At 60.8% G+C, this 19,148-nt stretch carries 15 protein-coding genes; 13 read left to right on the top strand and 2 right to left on the bottom strand.

Annotated features, from left to right (window positions below; all coding sequences use genetic code 11):
- Nucleotide 1 precedes the first annotated feature (1 nt).
- From araD1 to CLV74_RS18505, 6 genes are all read left to right on the top strand, one after another.
- Nucleotides 2-970: an AraD1 family protein gene (araD1, locus tag CLV74_RS18530; protein ID WP_106267777.1), complete on the top strand. Its 969-nt coding sequence runs from the start codon at nt 2-4 to the stop codon at nt 968-970.
- 24 nt (nt 971-994) lie between these two features.
- On the top strand, nt 995-2,737 hold the full coding sequence (araD, locus tag CLV74_RS18525; protein WP_106267829.1) for an L-arabinonate dehydratase: 1,743 nt from the start codon (nt 995-997) through the stop codon (nt 2,735-2,737).
- A gap of 101 nt (nt 2,738-2,838) precedes the next feature.
- Nucleotides 2,839-4,350: an aldehyde dehydrogenase (NADP(+)) gene (locus CLV74_RS18520; protein ID WP_106267775.1), complete on the top strand. Its 1,512-nt coding sequence runs from the start codon at nt 2,839-2,841 to the stop codon at nt 4,348-4,350.
- An 18-nt stretch (nt 4,351-4,368) separates the two neighbouring features.
- A complete protein-coding gene (locus CLV74_RS18515; RefSeq protein WP_106267773.1) occupies nt 4,369-5,238 on the top strand; it encodes an SMP-30/gluconolactonase/LRE family protein in 870 nt (289 codons plus the stop codon).
- On the top strand, nt 5,235-6,161 hold the full coding sequence (locus CLV74_RS18510) for a Gfo/Idh/MocA family protein (protein ID WP_106267771.1): 927 nt from the start codon (nt 5,235-5,237) through the stop codon (nt 6,159-6,161). The genes CLV74_RS18515 and CLV74_RS18510 overlap by 4 nt, the downstream gene beginning before the upstream one ends.
- Nucleotides 6,154-7,194 carry an aldose epimerase family protein gene (locus CLV74_RS18505; protein ID WP_170108100.1) on the top strand — a complete coding sequence of 347 codons (1,041 nt, stop codon included), beginning with the start codon at nt 6,154-6,156 and terminating at the stop codon, nt 7,192-7,194. Before CLV74_RS18510 ends, CLV74_RS18505 begins: the two co-directional genes overlap by 8 nt.
- Here CLV74_RS18505 and CLV74_RS18500 read toward each other — a convergent pair whose 3' ends face one another.
- Nucleotides 7,195-9,675 (bottom strand): penicillin acylase family protein, encoded by a 2,481-nt coding sequence (locus CLV74_RS18500; protein ID WP_106267766.1) that lies wholly within the window; start codon nt 9,673-9,675, stop codon nt 7,195-7,197.
- 85 nt (nt 9,676-9,760) lie between these two features.
- Here CLV74_RS18500 and CLV74_RS18495 point away from each other — a divergent pair, with 85 nt between their 5' ends.
- The 4 genes from CLV74_RS18495 (at nt 9,761) to pgi (ending at nt 14,493) form a co-directional block, all read left to right on the top strand.
- Complete coding sequence (locus CLV74_RS18495) at nt 9,761-10,633, top strand: NAD(P)-dependent oxidoreductase (RefSeq protein WP_106267764.1); 873 nt, start codon at nt 9,761-9,763, stop codon at nt 10,631-10,633.
- A 132-nt stretch (nt 10,634-10,765) separates the two neighbouring features.
- On the top strand, nt 10,766-12,220 hold the full coding sequence (gene zwf / locus CLV74_RS18490) for a glucose-6-phosphate dehydrogenase (protein WP_106267762.1): 1,455 nt from the start codon (nt 10,766-10,768) through the stop codon (nt 12,218-12,220).
- Complete coding sequence (gene pgl, locus CLV74_RS18485; protein WP_106267760.1) at nt 12,217-12,888, top strand: 6-phosphogluconolactonase; 672 nt, start codon at nt 12,217-12,219, stop codon at nt 12,886-12,888. The genes zwf and pgl overlap by 4 nt, the downstream gene beginning before the upstream one ends.
- A gap of 6 nt (nt 12,889-12,894) precedes the next feature.
- Nucleotides 12,895-14,493: a glucose-6-phosphate isomerase gene (gene pgi, locus CLV74_RS18480; RefSeq protein WP_106267758.1), complete on the top strand. Its 1,599-nt coding sequence runs from the start codon at nt 12,895-12,897 to the stop codon at nt 14,491-14,493.
- Between the two features lie 133 nt (nt 14,494-14,626).
- Here the strand turns inward: pgi and CLV74_RS18475 are convergent, their stop codons facing one another.
- On the bottom strand, nt 14,627-15,097 hold the full coding sequence (locus CLV74_RS18475) for an acyl-CoA thioesterase (protein ID WP_106267756.1): 471 nt from the start codon (nt 15,095-15,097) through the stop codon (nt 14,627-14,629).
- 220 nt (nt 15,098-15,317) lie between these two features.
- On the opposite strand from CLV74_RS18475, the gene cysS reads away from it, so the two are divergent.
- The 3 genes from cysS to CLV74_RS18460 all read left to right on the top strand — a co-directional run bounded on the left by cysS (nt 15,318) and on the right by CLV74_RS18460 (nt 19,146).
- A complete protein-coding gene (gene cysS / locus CLV74_RS18470) occupies nt 15,318-16,694 on the top strand; it encodes a cysteine--tRNA ligase (protein ID WP_106267754.1) in 1,377 nt (458 codons plus the stop codon).
- Nucleotides 16,695-16,780: 86 nt separating this feature from the next.
- Nucleotides 16,781-18,403, top strand: a complete 1,623-nt coding sequence (gene cimA / locus CLV74_RS18465) for a citramalate synthase (protein WP_106267752.1) — start codon at nt 16,781-16,783, stop codon at nt 18,401-18,403.
- Nucleotides 18,400-19,146, top strand: coding sequence for a squalene/phytoene synthase family protein (locus CLV74_RS18460; protein WP_106267750.1), 747 nt, complete (start codon nt 18,400-18,402; stop codon nt 19,144-19,146). Before cimA ends, CLV74_RS18460 begins: the two co-directional genes overlap by 4 nt.
- The last annotated feature ends 2 nt before the right edge of the window (nt 19,147-19,148 follow it).

Raw genomic sequence — 19,148 nt, 5'->3', positions numbered from 1 at the left:
GATGCATCTTTCTCAACTGATCGGCGGCGGCGTGATTGTCCGCAAAGGAGACACCGCCCGCCTGCTGTCCGGTGTCGCAACAGTCTACGCTCTGGCGGAAACGGCCGTCGCCCAAGAGGCACCTTTGGCTGCCGTCATCCCTGAGGGGGGCGAGGTGGTGGATCTGGCGGCCTTGGCGGTGCAGGGCAAGCTGGACGTTCCTGTCCGCCATCCGGAACCTGCGCGAATGTATCTGTGCGGTACGGGGCTGACCCATCTGGGCAGTGCCTCTACCCGCAACGCCATGCACGCCAGTGACGCTGAGGATGTCTCGGACTCCATGAAGATGTTCCGCATGGGCGTTGAGGGCGGCAAGCCCGCTGCGGGCCAGATCGGAGCGCAGCCCGAATGGTTTTACAAAGGACCGGGAACCGAGGCGATTGCCCCCGGTGCGCCCTTGGTCAGCCCCGGATTTGCACTGGATGGCGGCGAAGAGCCCGAGATTGCAGGTTTCTACCTTATCGGCCCGCGCGGTACCCCGCACCGGATCGGCTTTGCCCTGTCCAATGAGTTCTCGGACCATGTGACCGAGAAGATCAACTACCTCTTCCTTGCCCATTCCAAGCTGCGGCCAGCCTCTTTCGGGCCGGAACTGCGCGTGGGTGATCTGCCGCGTCATATTGAGGGACGCTCGCGGATTTTCCGGGGGGATGAGGTGATCTTTGATGCGCCTTTCCTCTCGGGCGAAGACAACATGTCCCACACCATTGCGAACCTTGAGCATCACCACTTCAAATATGCGCCGTTCCGCCGGCCGGGCGATCTGCACGTGCATATGTTCGGCACCGCGACCCTGTCGGTCGGGGCGGGCGTGACAACGCAGGATGGCGATGTCTTTGAAATCTCGGCCCCCGATTTCGGTCAGCCACTACGTAACGCTTTGCAGGTGACGCCGGAAAATCCCGCGCCCGTCACCGTTCACCAACTCTAACGCCGGAGACCTTGCATGTCCGCCTTGTCCTTTACGCCTGCACCTTGGCCCCGCCGTCTGCGGTCTCAGGAATGGTATGCGGGCAACTCTCGTGACACGATCTATCATCGGGGTTGGCTTAAGAACCAAGGCTATCCCCACGATCTGTTCGATGGGCGGCCGATCATCGGCATCCTGAACACATGGTCCGATCTGACGCCCTGTAACGGGCATCTGCGCGAACTGGCAGAGAAGGTGAAAGCAGGAATCTGGGAGGCGGGCGGCTTTCCGGTGGAAGTGCCGGTTTTCAGCGCCAGCGAGAATACCTTTCGCCCTACGGCAATGATGTTCCGCAATCTGGCGGCGCTGGCGATTGAGGAAACCATTCGCGGACAGCCCATTGATGGGGCGGTGCTGCTGGTCGGTTGTGACAAGACCACGCCGAGCCTCATGATGGCGGCGGCCAGTTGCGACATTCCGTCGATCGTCGTGACAGGTGGACCGATGCTGAACGGCTACTTCAGAGGCGAGCGTGTGGGCAGCGGCACCCATCTGTGGAAATTCTCTGAGGCGGTGAAAGCCGGAGAGATGACGCAGGAAGAGTTCCTTGAAGCCGAACAAAGCATGTCCCGTAGTTCTGGCACCTGCAACACCATGGGAACGGCCAGCACGATGGCGTCGATGGCCGAAGCGCTAGGTATGGCCCTGTCAGGAAACGCCGCCATTCCGGCGGTCGACAGCCGTCGCCGCGTGATGGCGCAGCTGTCGGGGCGGCGCATCGTGCAGATGGTGAAGGATGATCTAAAGCCGTCGGACATCATGACAAAAGCGGCCTTTGAGAACGCGATCCGTACCAACGGCGCGATTGGTGGCAGCACCAATGCGGTCATCCACTTGCTGGCGATTGCGGGCCGTGTGGGTGTGGATGTGACCTTGAACGATTGGGACCGCTGCGGCCGCGATGTGGCGACCATCGTGAATCTGATGCCCTCGGGTGAGTACCTGATGGAAGAGTTCTTCTATGCCGGTGGCTTGCCCGTGGTCTTGAAGCGCTTGGGTGAAGGCGGACAGCTGAACAAGGATGCTTTGACTGTGTCCGGTCAGACCATTTGGGATGAGGTGCGCGATGTGGTGAACCACAACGAAGATGTCATCCGCCCCTTGGAGCGGGCCTTGACCCCGCAAGGGGGGATCGCGGTTCTGCGGGGCAATCTTGCACCGAATGGGGCGGTCCTGAAACCTTCGGCGGCCAGCGCCCATCTGATGCAGCATCGGGGCCGCGCCGTGGTGTTCGAGGACATCGACGACTACAAAGCCAAGATCAACGATGAGGCTTTGGACATTGATGAGACCTGCATCATGGTGCTGAAAAACTGTGGCCCCAAGGGGTATCCCGGCATGGCCGAGGTGGGCAACATGGGCCTTCCCCCGAAGGTGCTGCGCAAGGGGGTGACCGACATGATCCGCATTTCTGACGCGCGGATGTCGGGAACGGCCTATGGGACAGTGATTCTGCATACCTCGCCCGAGGCGGCAGCGGGTGGTCCGCTGGCGATTGTTCAAACCGGCGATATGATCGAAGTGGATGTTGCCGCCCGCCGTTTGCACCTTGATCTGAGCGATGCAGAGATCGCCGCGCGTCTGGCTGCGTGGACACCTATTCACGAGCGTGCGGCAAGTGGATATGCGTTCCTCCATCAGACCCATGTTGAGGGTGCAGATACCGGTGCGGATCTGGATTTTCTGAAGGGCTGCCGCGGAAATGCGGTCGGTAAGGACAGTCATTAAGGGACGTATTCCGCCTCCGGCGGGAGTATTTTTATCATGAAGAAGCATGGGCTGCTTTTTGCTGCGTTGGCGCGGTGGGGCGGTTTTGAGGGAGAGTTGTGATGGGGTTTGAACCGCACGGGAAACATCTGGTGGCTGGAGAATGGGTTGCAGGGGATGCAACGTTCCAGTCCGAGCCGGCCCATGGGCGCGCGTTTGCCTTTTCAGTGGGAACGCCGGCTTTGGTGGATCAGGCTTGCGCGGCCGCGGAAGAGGCGTTCTGGTCTTATGGCTATTCCAGCCGCGAAGAGCGGGCGGCTTTTTTGAATGCGATTGCCGATGAGATCGACGCGCGCGGTGAGGCGATCACCGAGATCGGCTCGTCCGAGACCGGTCTGCCTGAGGCCCGCCTGCAGGGCGAGCGCGGGCGGACTGTGGGGCAGTTGCGCCTGTTTGCCGCGCATATTCTGGCGGGCGATTATCTGGACCGGCGTCATGATGTGGCTTTGCCGGATCGGGCGCCTCTGCCGCGTCCCGATCTGCGGATGATGCAGCGGCCTATCGGGCCGGTTGCGGTCTTCGGGGCCTCGAACTTTCCGCTGGCTTTCAGCGTGGCGGGTGGCGATACGGCCAGCGCTTTGGCGGCGGGCTGTCCGGTGGTGGTGAAGGGGCATAGCGCCCATCCCGGCACCGGCGAGATCGTGGCCGAGGCGATTGCCGCAGCGATTGCCAAATGCGGTGTCCATCCCGGTGTGTTCAGCCTGATCCAGGGTGGCAAGCGCGATGTGGGGACGGCTTTGGTGACCCATCCGCTGATCAAGGCAGTGGGCTTTACCGGCAGTCTGGGCGGTGGCCGTGCGTTGTTTGATCTGTGTGCACAGCGCGACGAGCCGATCCCGTTCTTTGGCGAGCTTGGCTCGGTCAATCCGATGTTCATGCTGCCCGAAGCTGTGGCCGCCCGCGGCGCGGCGCTGGGGCAGGGATGGGCGGCGTCCCTGACCATGGGCGCGGGCCAGTTCTGCACCAACCCCGGTATTGCGGTGGTTCTGGAAGGCCCCGAAGGCGAGGCCTTTGCCGTGGCAGCCCGTGAGGCGCTGTCCGAGGTGAGTGCTCAGGTCATGCTGACGGACGGGATTGCGGCGGCCTATCGGGACGGGCGTGATCGGGTTCAGGGCGCGGGCGTGCAGGGGCTGTTGACCAGCATGTGCGATCAGCGCAACGCGACGCCGTATCTTTTCCGCACCACTGGGCCTGAGTGGCTGGAGAACCATGCGCTGGCCGAAGAGGTCTTTGGCCCCTTGGGTCTGATCGTGACGGTCAAGGATATGGACGAGATGGCGCGGATTGCCTGCAGCCTTCAGGGCCAACTGACCTGCACCCTGCATATGGACGACGGCGATGCAGATGCCGCCCGCCGCCTGCTGCCGATATTGGAGCGCAAGGCGGGCCGCGTGCTGGCCAACGGCTTCCCCACCGGCGTCGAGGTTTGCGACAGCATGGTTCACGGCGGACCCTATCCCGCGTCTACCAACTTTGGTGCGACCTCCGTCGGCACCCTGGCCATCCGTCGCTTCCTGCGGCCTGTGTGCTACCAGAACATCCCCGCCAGCGTTCTGCCGAACGATCTGGTGTGAGAGAAGGAGCGTGACCCGATGATATTCGATCAGACCGTATGCGAGCTTGGTGAAGGGCTGTTGTGGCATCCAGAGCGGCAGGCGCTGATCTGGTTTGATATCACCGGCCAAAAGATGTTCATCCGTGAAGGGGCCGATCTGAAGGTTTGGGATCTGGAAGAAATGTGCTCGGCCGCCGGTTGGGTGGATCGGGACAATCTTCTGGTGGCCAGCGAGACCGCCTTGGGCGTGTTCCATCTGGAAGAGGGAACATGGACCCATGTGACTGTGCTTGAGGCCGAAAACACCCTGACCCGTAGTAACGATGGCCGCGCCGATCCTTGGGGGGGCTTCTGGATCGGGACCATGGGCAAAAAGGCCGAGCATCGGGCAGGGGCGATTTATCGCTACAGCGACGGGCAGTTGAAAAAGCTGTACGGCGGGGTAACTATCCCGAACGCCATCTGTTTTGACGGAGCGGCCCAATGCGCCTATTTCACGGACACGCCCACGGGTGTCATCCGCCGCGTTCATGTGAACGAAAACGGCTGGCCTGACACCCCGACCGAAGTATTTGCCGACTTCAAGAATGCGGGCCTTAGCCCCGATGGGGCGGTTGTGCTGGCAGATGGGACTTTGCTGGTCGCATGCTGGGGCGCGGGTGGTGTGGTGCCAGTGACGCCCGATGGGGTGATCGGAACATTGATCCCTGCACCGGCACCCCACGTAACCTGTCCGGCAATGGGCGGGCCGACGTTTAGCGATTTGTATTGCACCTCAGCGACCGAGGGTATGACGCCAGAGGCGCTGGCGGCGTGTCCCGATGCGGGTAAGACCTTTCAATTAGAGGGGATCGGTGCGGGCGTGTCCGAACCCCGCGTGATCTTGGATGACGGAGATTGGGGATGAGCGATCAGATCAAACTTGCTCTGGTCGGGTTGGGCACCATTGCCCGCAGCCAGCACTTACCGTCGATTGCTGCGACGGATGGGATCACCCTGACTGCTATCGCCAGCCGCAATGCGCAAGAGGCGGGACTGGCAAATTACACGGACATTGACGCCCTGCTTGCGGCTGAAGATGTGCAGGCGGTTTCCCTCTGCACGCCGCCACAGGGGCGCTTTGCCCAAGCGGCCAGCGCGATTGCGGCGGGGCGGCATGTGATGCTGGAAAAACCGCCCGGTGTCGGCGTCAGCGAAATTCACGCCCTCAGACGCTTGGCACAGGCCAAGGGGGTGACGCTGTTCACCACTTGGCATTCGCGAGAGGCTGCCGTGGTGGAAACTGCCCGCTCGATGTTGGCTGATGCGGATATCCTGCGGGTAGACATCGACTGGCGTGAGGATGTGCGACAGTGGCATCCAGGTCAGCAGTGGATCTGGCAGGCAGGCGGCTTGGGAGTTTTTGATCCGGGTATCAACGCGCTGTCGATCCTGACGCGGATCTTGCCTGATCCGGTCTTTGTCACCGATGCGCAGCTAGAGGTGCCAGAGAATTGCCAGACGCCCATCGCGGCGGCGGTGCAAATGTCTGCGGGTGGTAAGGCACAGGTGAGTGCCGCATTCGACTGGCGCTGGCAGGGGCCGCCCCAATGGGACATAGCCGTGCAAACCACCACGGGCACGATCACCCTCAAGAAAGGCGGGGCCGAGTTATGGCTGGATGGCGTGTTGCACAGCTCCTCAGAGGATCACGAATATCGCAGGCTCTATGCGCGATTTGTCGAGTTGATCGGGCGCGGTGAAAGCGACGTGGACGTCATGCCGTTGCAATTGGTGGCCGATGCGTTTCTGGTCGGCTCCCGCTCCATGGTTGAGCCATTTCATGACTAGGCCAGAGCCCTTTGGCACTGCGCCTGACGGCTCGGTGATTTGGGCGGTGACGCTGCGGTGCGGGGTGGTCTCGGCGCGGGTAATCAGTTTTGGCGCGGCGCTGCAGAGCCTGATCGTACCGGATCGCGATGGCATTCTGGACGATGTGGTTCTGGGGCATGACGGGCCAGAGGGGTATATGCAGAACCGCAAATGCTTTGGGTCCACCGTGGGCCGCGTTGCGAACCGGATCGCTGACGGTGGGTTCCAGATTGACGGCACTTTTCATCAGGTGGCCGTGAACGAGGGGACCTCGACCCTGCACGGGGGGACTGACGGGTTTGACCAACGGAACTGGCAAGTGGGCGTAGTCACTGACACTTCGGTTCAACTCAGTTTGCTCAGTCCCGACGGGGACATGGGCTTTCCAGGAAGTTTAACGGCGACAGTGACTTACCGGCTGGTTCCGCGCGGGGACGCTGTGGCGCTAGAGATCATCCATAGGGCCGAGACCGATGCGCCGACGCCGGTGAACCTGACCAACCACAGCTACTTTGCCCTTTGTGGGCACAGCGCATTAGCGGCGCGGCCCGCGTCTGGATTAGAGTATGCTTTGACCGTGAATGCAGGACGCTATCTTCCCGTTGATAAAAGGAAAATCCCGACCGCGCCCGCGCCTGTCGGGGCCACACCTTTTGATTTTCGCCGCCCCAGACAGCCCGTGACTGCCGTGCGCAGCGGCGCGTTGGAGGGCTATGATCATTGCCTCTGCCTGGAAGACGGTCAGGCCGTTTTGGTGGATGAGGTCAGCGGACGGCGGATGCGGCTTGAGACAAACCAAACGGGTCTTCAGGTCTACACTGCACAGGCTCTGACGCCGGACGTGATCGGCAAAGGCGGGCACGCCTATCAGCCTTTTGACGCCATTTGTCTTGAAGCGCAGGCGTGGCCGAATGCGGTGAATATGCCGCCCGAAACAGGTCGCCCCGATACGATCTTGCGACCCGGCCAGACCTATGACTGCCGGATCGCCTTTGTCTTTGACACCGTCTGATTACTGCGCTGCGGGATAGATCCGCGTGATCCCAAGGTTCGCCGCCCGTGCCAATTCAGGGTCCAGCGACATGGGCACATATTCCCCCAGCCGCCAGCGTGCGCCCAGATCATCATAGTGGCGGGACAGGAAATGCCCCGACTGACCGGTCGAGGTCACAAAGACCGAGCTTTCAGGATCGGCAAAGTCATACACACCGCGATAACCCGCCCCATGCACGTTAAAGAACGGATCGGGGTTGGTCCCTTTGGTCAGACCGCGCTGTAGGGTGTTGTCGCCGCCGCTGGTCGATTGTCGGATGTTCACGAAGTACTTCAGCACCGCGATATTGCCCAGAACCGGATGGTCATGGGTGGCCTGATGGGCATCACCCCAGCGCAGGCTTTCCAGCTTACCGCTGTAATTCTCGCCGATCCAGATCAGTGCATCATCCAGCGCAAGACGGGCCATGTCGGTGCAGGTCTCGACCTCGGCGCTTTGGCGCACGTCGCACCATTGGGCCGCACCATCCACATCGCGGAAGACCCGTTCAATGAACAGGGGCTCGATGTGGGTGTAGTTATTGGCGATGGGACCAAGTTCGTCACGGATCAGACGCTCTTGCAGGGCGCGGACCCATGCGGCGTAGATCAGGGGTTCCGGCAGATGTTCGTTCATCTCGCCGTTCCAGTTCGCCAGAAGGGTCAGTGCCTCTTGCCGCAGCCGTTCGCGGGTACCATCGGCGGCTGCCTCGCCGGTGAACCATAAATCCGCGCCAATCAGCGGCAGCAGCGTGCGCGCCGTGACCGAGACCGTATCCAACTGCGCCTCAATGAAGCTGTCACGGGTGTGGACTTTGCGGGCCTGCATTAGACGTTCAAAGCGCTGGACACGCTCGGTATCGCCCCACTCGAACGAGACATGGCGCGGAAAGGCGCGATCAATCATCTTGTTGTTGGTGTTGCCGATGATCCCGCCTTGTGGATTGACGAACTCGGGGTTGTCGATGGTGTAGCTCATGCGGCCTTTCCAGCGGTTGGTCGAAATCCAACCGGGGGACGGCATACGGCCCTTGCTTTGATGGGCCGCATCACGGCGCGGCATCGCACCGATGGTCTTCATCCCGATCGCCCCATTGGCGTCGGCTAGCGACAGGTTCTGGCTGGGGCCAACGAAATCTTTTGCCGCAGCAATGGCTTGGCGGACGGTCTTGGATTTCATCATCGCCAGAGCGGCAGAGAATGATGTGTCATCAGGCGTCAGGGCCGTCCAGCTGAGGGCTGCCACATGACCGCGCGGCGTGATGGTATTCACCTTCAGTGCTTCGCTTGGCAGCACAGGTCCGTTGCGGGTCCAGCGCAGGGTGTAGGTCTCGGGGGCGGCATCCTTGACCTTGATGATCGTGGGGCGGCTGACAAACTGCTCAAAGCCGTCTTCGGTCCGGTATTCATTCGGGTCTTCAGGGTTTACCTCTTCGATGTAGAGGTCCTGATCGTCTAAGTAGGATGACGTCACCCCCCAACCCAGATCAGCGCTGCGGCCCGAGAGGATCAGGGGCAGGCCCGGAATGCCACCGCCGATAATCCCGCCCGAGGACAGCTCTAGCCGCGCCAGATACCAGATCGTCGGGGCGGTAAAGCCAAGATGCGGATCGTTGGCCAGCAAGGCGCCGCCCGCTGCCGACCGTTCAGGGCTGGCCACAAAGGCGTTCGAGGCCCCTGCAAAGTCAGGCGCGTTAAAGGGCGACAGGGGATTGTCATAAAGATCGTTGCCTGCGGTCTGCACAGGATCGAAACCGCCCATAGGGAACAGGCTGGCGTAATCGGGCAGGGCGGCGATCCCTTCACCGGGTACATCGGGCAGAATATCGGCCAGACGCTCGGGCGAGATCATCAGCGCGGTTTGGGCCCGCAGGATTTCCGACTGCATGTGCCCGCTTAGCTGTACGGCCATCATCTTCAGAACGGCTAGCGAATCTGCCGGTGTCCACGGAGCAATGTCTGCGTTGAACAGGAAGAGTTCGGGCGCGCCGCGTCCCAATGCCTTTTCATTAATCTCATTGAGGCGCGCGTTCACGCCGGCGGAATAGGCCTTCAGCACGGCCATCGCCTCAGGGGTTTGAACCTGAGTGGCGCGGATCGAAAGGTTATACAGATCGAACTGGCGCATCATGCGATCGACGTTCAGCGTGCGCTCACCGAAAATCTCGGACAGGCGGCCTTGAGCGGTACGGCGCATTAGTACCATCTGCCACAGGCGATCCTGCGCGTGGGCATAGCCAAGGCCAAAGAACACATCCTCATCGGTTGCGCCAAAGATATGGGGCACCGCTGCGGTATCGCGCACAATCTCGACCGGCGCTCTCACCTCGGCCGAGGTCAGCGTGGTGTCGTAGTCAGGCAACGACCGCGCGGCCAGAAAATAGATCGCGATGACAAGCAGGGTCGCCAGCACGACTGCGACCGACGTAATCCGGAGCAGCCATCTAAAAACTCTTTTCATCGTAACCTCATTGGTTGACGCGGATTGTTTGCGTATTACGACTGGTGTTGAACAATAGCCGTCACGGACGCAAGGGGGGATTGATATGGCGAAAGTCGCGTTTCTGGGTTTGGGGGTCATGGGATACCCGATGGCGGGCCATCTGGCAAAGGCCGGACATGAGGTCACCGTCTACAACCGGACCACAGCAAAAGCAGAAAAATGGGCAGCCGAGTTCGGCGGTTCCTTTGCCGCAACGCCCGCAGAAGCCGCAAAGGGTGCCGAATTTGTGATGACCTGCGTCGGAAATGACGACGATCTGCGCATGGTTTGCGCAGGCGAAGGCGGTGCGTTTGAAGGCATGAGCGCCGACGCGGTGCTGGTGGATCACACCACGGTGTCAGCTCAGGTGACCAAAGAACTGGCGGGAATCGCTACGGTAAAGGGCCTGCATTTCGTGGATGCGCCCATCAGCGGCGGTCAGGCCGGGGCAGAAAACGGTGTTCTGTCGGTGATGTGTGGTGGCGATCAGGCGGCCTATGATCGGGCAGAGCCGGTGATCGACGCCTATTCCAAGATTTGCCGCCGTATGGGCGACACCGGCGCAGGCCAGATGACCAAAATGGTCAACCAGATCTGCATTGCGGGTTTGGTGCAGGGCCTGTCCGAAGGTCTGACCTTCGCTGACAAAGCCGGTCTGGACATCGAAGCCGTCGTTGAGGTGATCAGCCAAGGCGCGGCGGGCAGCTGGCAGATGGTGAATCGCCACAAGACCATGAAGGCCGACCAGTATGAGCACGGCTTTGCTGTGAACTGGATGCGCAAGGATCTGGACATCTGCCTGCGTACCGCCGAAGAAATCGGCGCACCGATGCCTGTCACCGCGCTGGTGGATCAATTCTACAAGGACGTGCAGGCGATGGGCGGCGGACGCTGGGATACCTCGTCGCTGATGGCGCGGCTCAAGAAACTGAGCTAAGGCCCAAAACAAACCACCTTTTCGCAGGTTTTCTGCGGGTCGGGGTGGCGCGTGGTGGACTTTTGTTTTCTACTTGGGTAGGAGAGCGTCAGTTAGCGCTAACAAGACCTGTCCAGCTTCAGGAGAGAAACAATGGTTTCACGCGTCATCCCGGTCGACAACTTCGATTTGGTGATCTTTGGCGGCACCGGGGACCTGGCCCGCCGCAAGATTCTGCCGGGTCTGTTCCGCCGGTTCATTTCGGGGCAAATGCCTGAAGAGGCGCGCATCATTGGTGCTGCGCGTTCGGATATGTCGGTGGATGACTACCGCGTCATGATCCGCGATGCGGTCCATGAATTCGATCCTGCATCGGCCAAACACAAAGATTGCCTTGAGCGGTTCCTTGGGCAGCTTGGCTACGTGGCTGTGGACGCCATGGGCGAGGGCGGCTGGAAAGAGCTGCACGCCGAAATGCGTGAGAACACCGTGCGCGCCTTCTACTTCTCGGTCGCGCCGAGCCTGTTTGGCGCGATTGCCGAACGGCTCAAATCCTTTGGTCTGGCCGATGATCAAAGCCGGATCGTGGTGGAAAAGCCCTTCGGTAAGGACCTTGAGACCGCAAAGAAACTAAACCGCAGCCTGTCGGAGCACTTCGACGAAAGCCAGATCTACCGCATCGACCATTACTTGGGCAAAGAGACGGTCCAGAACCTGATGGCCGTGCGCTTTGGCAACATGCTGTTCGAGCCGCTGTGGAACAGCCAATACGTGGATCATATCCAGATCACCGTGGCTGAAACGGTGGGCGTTGGTGGCCGTGGCAGCTATTACGACACTTCGGGCGCAATGCGCGATATGGTGCAAAACCACCTGATGCAGCTCTTGTGCCTTATCGCGATGGAGCCGCCCGCCAAGTTCGATCCCGACGCGGTGCGCGATGAAAAACTGAAAGTCATCCGCGCCCTTGATCCGGTCGAGCCGCATCACATCGTGCGCGGCCAATATGCCGCCAGCGAAAAGACCCCCAGCTATCGGGCCGACGTTGAGAACGCGCGTTCTTTCACCGAAAGCTTCATCGCCATGCGCTGCCAGATTTCCAACTGGCGTTGGGCAGGTACCCCGTTCTACCTGCGCACGGGCAAACGGATGAAGGCCCGCACTAGCGAAATCGCCGTGGTCTTCAAAGACGCGCCTCATTCGATCTTTGGCCCCGAGGCGGGCTATCACCGCAACGTGCTGTCGATCCGCCTGCAGCCGAACGAAGGCATGACCCTTGGCGTCACGATCAAGGAACCCGGTCCGGGCGGGATGCGTCTGGTAGATGTGCCGCTGGACATGACCTTTGCCGAGGCTCTGGGGCCGGACGCAGAGGAGGTGCCCGACGCATACGAGCGTCTGATCATGGATGTGATCCGTGGCAACCAGACCCTCTTCATGCGCGGCGATGAAGTTGAGGCCGCATGGCGCTGGACCGATCCGATTATTGAAGGCTGGCAGCGTCGTAATGATGTTCCAAAAGAATACGATACCGGCAGCACCGGTCCCGATGATGCGTTGATGCTGATGCATCGGGACGGTCGCCGCTGGAGAGAGATCAAAGAATGAATTTCCATGAGTACCCCGACCGCGAAATGATGATGATTGACCTCGCCAACCAGATCGCTGGCGAGTTGGGCGAGGCATTGCGCGCAGGGGATCGCGCGTCACTGTGTGTGCCCGGCGGTACCACGCCCGGTCCTGTGTTCGATGTCCTCTCGGATGTGGCGCTGGACTGGGGGCGTGTTGATGTTCTTTTGAACGATGAACGCTGGGTGCCCGAAGATCATGAACGCTCGAACACCCGTTTGTTGCGCCAGCGCCTGTTGGTGAACCGTGCGGCAGCGGCCAATTACGTTCCGCTTTTTGCGCCGACCGACACGCCCGAGGAAAGCATGGACCTGCTGGCCAAGGGCATTGAGCCAGTGCTGCCTTTGTCGGTCCTGATCTTGGGGATGGGCGCAGACATGCATACAGCGTCCCTTTTTCCTGGTGCGGACAAATTGGCCGAAGCGATGGCAGAGGATGCCCCCGTATTGCTGCCCATGCGTGCCCCCGGTGCGCCCGAACCGCGCATCACTTTGTCGGCCCGTGTCCTGCAAGGCGCTTTGAAAACCCACATCGTGATCATCGGTGCTGAGAAACGCGCGGCGCTGGAAAAAGCCCGCACGCTGGACCCGATGGAGGCCCCCGTGGCCGCAGTCCTCGACAACGCAGAAATCCACTGGACGGAGTAAGCCCATATGTGGAGCACGCTGAAAGATATTCACGCGACAACCAAAGACCGCAGCATTCTGGACCTTTTCGCCGATGACGACCGGTTCGCGACATTTTCCGCCCGTTTCGGAGAAATGCTGTTCGATTATTCGAAAACCAATATTGATGCCACAACCCTTGATGCGCTGGTCTCTCTGGCCGAAAGTGCAGGGCTGGCCGAAAAACGCGCCGCCATGTTCGGTGGCGAAAAGATCAATGAAACCGAGGGTCGCGCGGTGCTGCACACAGCCCTGCGGAACCTCTCGGGCCGCGCTGTTACCGTGGACGGTGTGGATGTCATGCCTGAGGTTCTGGCAACCCTGTCGCGCATGGAAGCCTTCGCCGAAGACGTGCGCAGCGGCGCATATCAAGGGCAGGGTGGTAAGATCACCGATGTGATCAACATCGGCATCGGTGGCTCGGACCTCGGGCCTGCTATGGCCTACCGCGCCCTGTCACCCTTCCGCGACGGCCCGCGTTGCCACTATGTGTCGAACGTGGATGGCGCCGATATCGCCGAGGTGCTGGCGGGGCTTGATCCCACCACCACCATGGTCATCGTCGCCTCAAAAACCTTCACCACCATTGAGACCATGACCAACGCCGCCACCGCGCAAAAGTGGATGGCTGAAAAGGTCACCGACACTGGCGCACAATTTGCCGCCCTCAGCTCGGACCCCGACAAAACCGCCGCTTGGGGCATCGATGCCAGCCGCGTCTTCGGGTTTGAGGATTGGGTCGGCGGGCGCTACTCCATGTGGGGCCCAATTGGACTTTCGCTGATGATCGCAATCGGGGCCGATGATTTCCGCGCCTTCCTCTCGGGGGGCGACAGCATGGACCAGCACTTCCTGAACGCGCCTTTCGCGGAAAACCTGCCGGTGCTGCTGGCTCTGGTGGGCATCTGGCACAACCAAATCTGTGGCTACCCGACCCGCGCGGTACTGCCCTACGACCAGCGGCTTGGCCGCCTGCCAGCCTACCTGCAACAGCTGGAAATGGAATCAAACGGCAAACGCGTCTCGATGGACGGCGGCGACCTGACCATCGCCTCGGGTCCCATCGTCTGGGGCGAGCCTGGAACCAATGGCCAGCATGCCTTCTACCAACTGATCCACCAAGGCACCCAAGTGGTTCCTTGCGAATTCATGGTCGCCGCAAAAGGCCACGAGTCCGCACTGGCCCACCATCACCAACTGCTGGTCGCCAACTGCCTCGCGCAATCCGAAGCCCTGATGCGTGGCCGCTCACTGGATGAGGCCCGCACCCGCATGGCTGCCAAGGGCCTCACCGGAGACGAGCTGGAACGTCAGGCCCGCCACCGGGTCTTCCCGGGCAATCGCCCGTCAACCACGCTGGTCTACCCGCAACTGACCCCCGAGCGTCTGGGCCAGATCATCGCCCTCTACGAACACCGTGTCTTCGTCGAAGGAGTGATCTTGGGCATCAACAGCTATGACCAATGGGGCGTCGAACTGGGCAAAGAACTCGCCCTTGCGCTCGATCCGATCCTCGTTGGCAAAGAGGACGGCGCGGACAAGGACGCCTCAACACGCGGCCTCGTCAGCTACATCCAAACCCACTAAGGCAAAAAAAGGGCGCGCCAGATCAAAGGCGCGCCCTAACTTGCTCAAACCAAGCTTCTTTCATCTTGGCGAAAATACCTCGGGGGTGAATTGGACCGCAGGTCCAAGAGGGGGCAGCGCCCCCAAACCGGCCTCAGGCCGCCACTGCTCCGTCAACCTCAATAAACCGCTGCCGCAAAGCTGCGGGCAGCGTTCGCTTGCCGGACCCATCAGGTTCCAGCATCACAATCACCGCTGTACCAGTCACACGCAAATCACCGGAATAAATCCCGTATTCCTGCGTAAAACTGGTGGTCCGGAACTCGGTCGTGCGGGCGGTCAGAATATAATCCTCGTTCAGCAGCATTTCTTTGCGATACTCAAGCGAGACCGACCGCAACACGATCCGTGGATCATCGGGCGAATAGCTGGTGATGCCCCAATCCATCAAATACTGGATGCGGATATTCTCTAGCCACTTGAGATAGACGGCATTGTTCACATGCTGCAAGGCATCCAGATCCCCGAAGTGGACCCGATCTGCGATCCCCAGCGGCCAAGCGTCGGGAATGCCGTGATCGCGCATAACATCGCGCGACAAAGGTGTGTGATATGGCAAGCTCATGGGATCAGGCGTAGCTGCACCGCAGCAATCCCGCAAGAGACTTGGCAGAGATTGTGACGCATGGTAACCACATCCCATGAGCATCATGGGCACCATCATTACCATTTGCATTATCCGCTGAGACAAACGTCCGGCGGGCCCATTCGCGCTTTCTTCCCAAAACGCACAATGTTAAACCCCGCCGCGACCCGAAGGCACTTTTCTGGGGCGAGGACCAGGCATGACCGAGATTACACTCACCAATTCGATGACGCGCAAAAAAGAGGCTTTTGCGCCGATCGATCCGCAGAATGTGCGTATGTATGTCTGTGGCCCCACGGTCTATGACCGCGCCCATCTGGGCAACGCCCGCCCTGTGGTGGTCTTTGATCTGCTGTATCGCCTATTGCGCCATGTCTACGGGGCGGACCATGTGACCTATGTCCGCAACTTCACGGACGTGGATGACAAGATCAACGCCCGCGCCGCAGAGACCGGCCGCGATATCCGCACCATCACTGATGAGACTATTCAGTGGTTTCTGGACGACATGGGCGCGCTTGGGGCGTTACAGCCGAACCATGCGCCGCGTGCGACCGAGTATATCCAGCAGATGATCGACATGATCAGCGTGCTGATCGAACGGGGCCACGCCTATGCAGCCGATGGCCATGTGCTGTTCGCCGTCGATAGCTGGAAGGAGGGCTACGGCCAGCTTTCGGGCCGCTCGGTCGAGGATATGATCGCCGGTGCCCGCGTCGAGGTTGCACCCTATAAACGCGATCCGATGGATTTCGTGCTGTGGAAGCCCTCCAGCGATGATCTGCCCGGTTGGGACAGCCCTTGGGGTTACGGACGTCCGGGTTGGCATATCGAATGCTCGGCCATGAGCCACGCGCTGCTTGGTGCGACCTTTGATATTCACGGGGGCGGCAATGACCTGATGTTCCCGCATCATGAAAACGAGATCGCCCAAAGTTGCTGCGCCCATCCGGAGGGTGGTTTCGCCAAGGTCTGGCTGCACAATGAGATGTTGCAGGTCGAGGGCAAGAAGATGTCCAAGTCCTTGGGCAACTTTTTCACCGTGCAGGATCTTTTCCAGCAAGGCTGGCCCGGTGAAGTGATCCGGCTGGTCTTCTTGCAGACCCATTATCGCAAGCCGATGGACTGGACCGAAGCCAAAGCCAAAACCGCCATGGACACGCTGCGCAAATGGCGCAAGCTGACGGATGGCGTTCAGGCAGGAGAGGTTTCGCCTGCCGTGCTAGAGGCGGTTGCCAGCGATCTGAACAGCGCCGGTGCCGTGGCCGAGTTGCACAAACTGGCAGGCAGTGGCGATGCGGCAGGTCTTCTGGCCGGCGCGCAGTTCTTGGGCCTTTTGACGCCAGAGCTTGGTGGTTGGGCTGATGCGCCTGCCGGGGGCGACGATATTCTGGCGGCGATTGCCGAGCGGATGACCGCCGTGCGGGCCGATGCAATGGCGCGCAAGGATTTCTCGGAAGTGGACCGGATGAAAGCGGTCCTGCTGGCGGCAGGTGTCGAGGTTCGGATGTCCAAAGAGGGTGTCACCCTTGAGGCAAAGCCCGAGTTTGATGCAGCCAAACTGGCAGATCTGTAACAGCGAAATGGCATAGGCCGGAACGGGGGGCTGTCTGCCCCCCGCACCCCCCGAAGGTATTTCGGCCAAGATGAAAGGCGGGCGGCATGAAAGAGCGCGTTTATCTTTACGACACCACCCTGCGGGATGGGCAGCAGACCCAAGGGGTTCAGTTCTCGACCCGTGAGAAGCAGCAGATCGCAGGGGCTCTGGATCGTCTTGGTGTGGATTACGTGGAAGGCGGCTGGCCCGGCGCGAATCCAACGGACAGCGAGTTTTTCGAAGTGCCGCCCGCGATGTCCGCGGTCCTGACGGCTTTCGGGATGACCAAGCGGGCAGGGCGTTCGGCCGAGAATGATGATGTTCTGGCGGCGGTGCTGAATGCGGGTACGCCGGCGGTCTGTCTGGTGGGCAAGAGCCATGATTTCCATGTGACCTGCGCTTTGGGGATCAGCTTGGAAGAGAATGTGGAGAATATTCGCGCCTCGATCGCGCATATCGTGTCTTTGGGGCGTGAGGCGCTGTTTGATGCGGAGCATTTCTTTGACGGCTATGATGCGAATCCTGCGTATGCGCTGGAATGTGTGAAGGCGGCCTATGAGGCGGGGGCACGTTGGGTGGTGCTGTGTGACACCAATGGCGGGGCGCAGCCTTCCCGGATTGCGGACGTGGTGCGCGACGTGATTGCGGCAGGCATTCCCGGAGATCATCTGGGCATCCATTGCCACAATGACACCGAGCAGGCGGTTGCAGGATCCTTGGCCGCGCTGGAGGCCGGTGCGCGGCAGATCCAAGGCACCCTGAACGGTTTGGGCGAGCGATGCGGTAATGCCAACCTAACCACCCTGATCCCGACGCTTTTGCTGAAAGAGCCCTATGCCAGCAAGTATGACACCGGCGTGTCTTTTGCTGCCCTTGAGGGGATGGTGAAGGTCAGCCGGATGCTGGACGATATCCTGAACCGTGTGCCCCAGCGGCAGGCGCCTTATGTGGGGGCCAGTGCCTTTGCCCATAAGGCAGGTTTGCACGCGAGTGCGATCCTCAAGGATCCCTCGACCTATGAGCATATTGATCCGGCAGCCGTCGGGAACAACCGCATCATCCCCATGTCCAATCAGGCGGGCCAGTCGAACCTGCGCCGCCGTTTGGCCGAAGCGGGGCTGGAGGTAGCCGCAGGGGATCCGGCCTTGGGCCGCATTCTGGACACGGTGAAAGAACGTGAGGCCGAGGGCTATTCCTATGACGGGGCGCAGGCCAGCTTTGAGCTTTTGGCCCGTGAGGAACTAGGGCTGCGGCCGCGGTTCTTTGAGGTGAAACGGTACCGCGTCTCGATCGAGCGGCGGAAGAACAAGTACAACAAGATGGTCAGCCTGTCGGAGGCCGTGGTTGTTGTGAAGGTCGGCGGCGAGAAGAAGCTGTCGGTCAGCGAGTCGATGGATGAGAACGGCACCGATCGGGGTCCGGTGAACGCGCTGTCCAAAGCTTTGGCAAAGGATCTTGGCCCGTATCAAGAGATGATCGATGACATGCGTCTGGTGGACTTTAAGGTCCGGATCACTCAAGGGGGCACTGAGGCGGTCACGCGGGTCATCATCGATAGCGAAGACGATAAAGGGCGCCGCTGGTCCACCGTGGGTGTCAGCGCGAACATAGTCGACGCCAGTTTTGAGGCGCTGCTGGATGCCATCGCGTGGAAGCTGCTGCGCGACGGGGCGGTGCCTGCGGAATGAGCGTGAATGCCTGTGCTCGCATCGTCAAAGAGGGCGATCCCGACCGGTTCCTAGCGGCCATGGCGGCACCCGTGGATGCGCGGCGGGTGCTGTTTCCGCTGTATGCTTTGAACATCGAGGTCAGCCGCGCCCCGTGGCTGACGCAGGAAAGCATGATCGCCGAAATGCGACTGCAATGGTGGCGCGATGTGCTGACCGAAATCCGCGAAGGCGGCGTTGTGCGCCGTCACGAGGTTGTGGATGCGGTGGCCGAGGTGCTTGATGCAGACGGGGCGGCGGCTCTGGATGGGCTGGTCGAATTACGCCGCTGGGACATCTACAAAGAGCCCTTTGAGGATGATGCGCATTTCTGGTCCTACTTGGATGAAACAGCGGGCAATCTGATGTGGATCAGTGCGCGCGCATTGGGGGCCAAGGATGAGGCTGCGATCCGCGCCTATGCACGTATGCATGGGCTTGCGAACTGGTTTCTTGCGGTGCCGGAGCTTGAGGCCCGTGGACGAATGCCTTTGCCCGATGGTCGGCCCGAGGCTGTTGCTGCCTTGGCCCGTACCGCGCTGGAGGGCGTACGCGGGCTGCGGTTCGAAAAGGCAGCGCAACCGGCGCTGCTGGCGGGTTGGCAGGCGCGCAGTTTGCTGATGCAGGTGGTGGATCATCCGGCCCGCGTAGCGGCGGGGGCCTTGGGGCTAAGTCCCATTGGCAAGCGGCTGCGATTGATCAAACAGTCTGTCTTTGGCGAGTAACC

Origin of the sequence: Donghicola tyrosinivorans, from assembly GCF_003003355.1 — a bacterium.
GTDB lineage: Bacteria > Pseudomonadota > Alphaproteobacteria > Rhodobacterales > Rhodobacteraceae > Donghicola > Donghicola tyrosinivorans.
The sequence above is the reverse complement of the archived record's forward strand: the minus strand, read 5'-3'. Positions and strand labels throughout refer to the sequence as shown.

Coding starts and splice junctions, on each gene's coding strand:
- araD1 (WP_106267777.1), top strand. CDS start 2: ATGCATCTTTCTCAACTGATCGGCGGCGGCGTGATTGTCCGCAAAGGA.
- CLV74_RS18520 (WP_106267775.1), top strand. CDS start 2,839: ATGGGGTTTGAACCGCACGGGAAACATCTGGTGGCTGGAGAATGGGTT.
- CLV74_RS18515 (WP_106267773.1), top strand. CDS start 4,369: ATGATATTCGATCAGACCGTATGCGAGCTTGGTGAAGGGCTGTTGTGG.
- CLV74_RS18510 (WP_106267771.1), top strand. CDS start 5,235: ATGAGCGATCAGATCAAACTTGCTCTGGTCGGGTTGGGCACCATTGCC.
- CLV74_RS18505 (WP_170108100.1), top strand. CDS start 6,154: ATGACTAGGCCAGAGCCCTTTGGCACTGCGCCTGACGGCTCGGTGATT.
- CLV74_RS18500 (WP_106267766.1), bottom strand. CDS start 9,675: ATGAAAAGAGTTTTTAGATGGCTGCTCCGGATTACGTCGGTCGCAGTC.
- CLV74_RS18495 (WP_106267764.1), top strand. CDS start 9,761: ATGGCGAAAGTCGCGTTTCTGGGTTTGGGGGTCATGGGATACCCGATG.
- zwf (WP_106267762.1), top strand. CDS start 10,766: ATGGTTTCACGCGTCATCCCGGTCGACAACTTCGATTTGGTGATCTTT.
- pgl (WP_106267760.1), top strand. CDS start 12,217: ATGAATTTCCATGAGTACCCCGACCGCGAAATGATGATGATTGACCTC.
- pgi (WP_106267758.1), top strand. CDS start 12,895: ATGTGGAGCACGCTGAAAGATATTCACGCGACAACCAAAGACCGCAGC.
- CLV74_RS18475 (WP_106267756.1), bottom strand. CDS start 15,097: ATGAGCTTGCCATATCACACACCTTTGTCGCGCGATGTTATGCGCGAT.
- cysS (WP_106267754.1), top strand. CDS start 15,318: ATGACCGAGATTACACTCACCAATTCGATGACGCGCAAAAAAGAGGCT.
- cimA (WP_106267752.1), top strand. CDS start 16,781: ATGAAAGAGCGCGTTTATCTTTACGACACCACCCTGCGGGATGGGCAG.
- CLV74_RS18460 (WP_106267750.1), top strand. CDS start 18,400: ATGAGCGTGAATGCCTGTGCTCGCATCGTCAAAGAGGGCGATCCCGAC.